The organism is Burkholderia sp. Cy-637, assembly GCF_011753175.1.
Taxonomy (GTDB): Bacteria; Pseudomonadota; Gammaproteobacteria; order Burkholderiales; family Burkholderiaceae; genus Burkholderia; species Burkholderia gladioli.
The window spans coordinates 1-3,519 of sequence record NZ_VWWC01000313.1 but is presented as its reverse complement, the minus strand read 5'-3'; the positions used below and the strand labels follow the sequence as shown (position 1 = coordinate 3,519).

Annotated in this window: 3 protein-coding genes; all 3 read left to right on the top strand. The window is 68.9% G+C overall.

Annotated elements, in window-relative coordinates; all coding sequences use genetic code 11:
* Positions 1-1,170: chemotaxis protein CheW (locus F3J10_RS34880; protein WP_205200592.1), on the top strand; the 1,170-nt coding region annotated here is incomplete at its 5' end.
* 34 nt (positions 1,171-1,204) lie between these two features.
* Positions 1,205-1,735 carry a chemotaxis protein CheW gene (cheW, locus tag F3J10_RS34875; protein ID WP_025099992.1) on the top strand — a complete coding sequence of 177 codons (531 nt, stop codon included), beginning with the start codon at positions 1,205-1,207 and terminating at the stop codon, positions 1,733-1,735.
* 34 nt (positions 1,736-1,769) lie between these two features.
* Positions 1,770-3,519, top strand: a 1,750-nt coding sequence (locus tag F3J10_RS34870; RefSeq protein ID WP_240155801.1) for a methyl-accepting chemotaxis protein, incomplete at its 3' end; no start/stop codon positions are given.

Here is a 3,519-nt window from a genome sequence, read left to right as displayed (position 1 = left end):
GGGAAGAAGGTCGGCCAACTGATCAACCTGCTCGGCGAGCTGGTGATCACCCAGGCGATGCTGGCCGAGACCACCAGCGCCTTCGACCCGGCCCTGCACGACCGCCTCTACAACGGCATGGCCCAGCTCGAGCGCAATGCGCGCGACCTGCAGGAAGCGGTGATGTCGATCCGCATGATGCCGATGGACTACGTGTTCAGCCGCTTCCCGCGCCTGGTGCGCGACCTGGCCGCCAAGCTCGGCAAGGAAGTGGAGCTGGTCACCTTCGGCCAGGCCACCGAGCTCGACAAGAGCCTGATCGAGCGCATCATCGATCCGCTCACCCACCTGGTGCGCAACAGCCTCGACCACGGCATCGAGACCGTCGAGAAGCGCCGCGCCGCCGGCAAGGACGCGGTCGGCCAGCTGGTGCTGTCGGCCGCCCACCACGGCGGCAACATCGTGATCGAGGTCAGCGACGACGGCGCCGGCCTGAACCGCGAGCGGATCCTCGCCAAGGCGGCCCAGCAGGGCATCCCGGTGTCGGACACGATCAGCGACGACGAGGTCTGGAACCTGATCTTCGCGCCGGGCTTCTCGACCGCCGAGACCATCACCGACGTGTCCGGCCGCGGCGTCGGCATGGACGTGGTCAAGCGCAACATCCAGGCGATGGGCGGCCATGTCGAGATCAGCTCGCTGGCCGGGCGCGGCACCACCACCCGCATCGTGCTGCCGCTCACGCTGGCGATCCTCGACGGCATGTCGGTCAAGGTCGGCAACGAGATCTTCATCCTGCCGCTGAACTTCGTGATGGAGTCGCTGCAGCCGGCCGCCGCCGACATCTACACGGTCGGCAACGGCGAGCGCGTGGTGCGCGTGCGCGGCGAGTACCTGCCGCTGGTGGCGCTGCACGAGGTGTTCTCGGTGGAGGACGCGCGCACCGACCCGACCCAGGGCATCGTCACCATCATGGAGACCGAGGGGCGCCGCTTCGCGATGCTGATCGACGAGCTGGTCGGCCAGCAGCAGGTGGTGGTGAAGAACCTCGAAACGAACTACCGCAAGGTACACGGCATTTCGGCCGCAACGATACTCGGCGACGGCAGCGTCGCGCTGATCGTCGATGTCGCCGCCCTGAATCGCGATGCCCGCTCCGCCCACGGCGCGGGCGCGCTCGCGACTTTCTAACCGCTACGCGGCCATGCCGCATTGGGAGGACAACGTGTCCGAAGTCCATTCGATCCATCAGGCGGCCGCGGGCGCGGGCGCCAACCGTCGCGGCGTCGCGCAGGGCGACGCGGCCGGCCAGGAGTTCCTGGTCTTCACGCTCGGCGACGAGGAATACGGCATCGACATCCTGAAGGTGCAGGAGATCCGCGGCTACGACAGCGTCACGCGCATCGCCAACGCGCCCGAGTTCATCAAGGGCGTGATCAACCTGCGCGGCATCATCGTGCCGATCGTCGACATGCGCATCAAGTTCCACCTGGGGCGCATCGAGTACGACCACCAGACCGTGGTGATCATCCTCAACGTCGCGCATCGCGTGGTCGGGATGGTGGTGGACGGCGTCTCCGACGTGCTGACGCTGACCTCCGAGCAGATCATGCCGGCGCCGGAGTTCGGCGCGACGCTGACCACCGAGTACCTGACCGGGCTCGGCAGCGTGGACGGCCGGATGCTGATCCTGATGGACATCGAAAAGCTGATGACGAGCCGCGAGATGGCCCTCATCGACGAATTCGGCGTGTAAGCGCCGCCGCGCAATCTCTCGGGGGAGACTGATGATGCTGCACAACTGGTCGATTCGCACGACGCTGACCGCCGTGGGATTGTCGTTCGTGGTTCTCACCGCCGTGGTCGGCGGGCTCGGCCTGGTGGCGCTGAACCAGACCGGCGCGGCGTTCAACGAGATCGTCGGCGGCGACCTGCCGGCGATCCGCTCGCTGAGCGACACCTCGTCCTACCTGCTGCGCACGCGCGTGGCGCTCGATCGCGTGCGCGCGCTGACCGAGTCCGGCAACGTCGAGGAGACGCAGAGCGCGCTGAACCGCGCGCAGGCGCTCTACGAGCAGTCGTCGCAGAACTGGCAGGCGTTCCAGGCGGCCAGGAAGCTCGGCATCGACAGCGCCCAGCTCGACGAGGCGAACACCCGCCACGACGCGCTGAAGACCGCGGTCGACGCCGAGTTCGCGGCGATCAAGGGCGGCGACATCGCCGGCTACCACGCGATCGCCGATGCGCAGATCAGCCCGATGTTCGTGGCCTACGACGGCGCGGTGGCCAACCTGACGGCCGCGCTCGAGAAACGCGTGGCCAGCCACCGCGAGCACACCCAGTCGCAGATCTCGCTGATGATCACCTGCATCGCGATCGGCATCGGTTTGTCGGTGGTGATGATCGTGGTGGTGCGCCTGGCGCTGCGCGGCCTGATCGTCGGCCCGCTGGAGCGCGCCATCGGCCAGTTCGAGCGGATCGCCGCGGGCGACCTGTCCGAGCCGGTGCGCGAGTTCGGCAACCGCAACGAGATCGGGCGCCTGTTTACCGGCATCGGCCGCATGCAGAAGGCCATGACCGAGATGGTGAAGTCCGTGCATCGCGGCGCCGAGTCGATCGACGTCGGCGCGCACGAGATCGCCAGCGGCAACGTCGACCTCTCGCAGCGCACCGAGCAGCAGGCCGCCTCGCTGCAGGAAACCGCTTCCAGCATGGAGCAGCTCACCGGCACGGTGCGCCAGAACGCCGAGAACGCGCGCCAGGCCAGCCAGCTGGCCGTCAACGCCTCCGACATCGCCACGCGCGGCGGCGACGTGGTCAGCGAGGTGGTCACCACCATGCAGGCGATCTCGGTCAGCTCGAACAAGGTGGTCGACATCATCGGCACCATCGAGGGCATCGCGTTCCAGACCAACATCCTGGCGCTCAACGCGGCGGTGGAAGCCGCTCGCGCGGGCGAGCAGGGCCGCGGCTTCGCGGTGGTGGCGGGCGAGGTGCGCTCGCTGGCGCAGCGCAGCGCCACGGCGGCCAAGGAGATCAAGCAGCTGATCGGCGATTCGGCCGACAACGTGCGCAGCGGCTCGGAGCTGGTCGAGCGGGCCGGCGCGACGATGGCCGAGATCGTGCAGGCGGTGCGCCGCGTGACCGACATCATCGGCGAGATCAGCGCCGCCTCGCACGAGCAGTCGACCGGCATCGAGCAGATCAATCGCGCGGTCGGCCAGATGGACGCGGTCACCCAGCAGAACGCCGCCCTGGTCGAGCAGGCCGCGGCAGCGGCGGCTTCGCTGGAAGACCAGACCCGGCAACTGAAGGCGGTGGTGGGCGGCTGGCGCGTCGAGGGCGGCGCGGCCGCGCTCGCGCAGGCTGCCGCCGAACCGGTGCTGCGCAAGCCGGCCGCGCTGCCGGCGCCGCGGGCTGCCGCGGCTTCGGCCCCGGCCGTCGCGCATGCCGAGTCGTACAAGGAAGCGCACAAGGACGTCCATAAGGAAGCGAGCCTGGCCGAGCCAGCCGGCAGCGCGGTTACGCCGGCCACGCCAG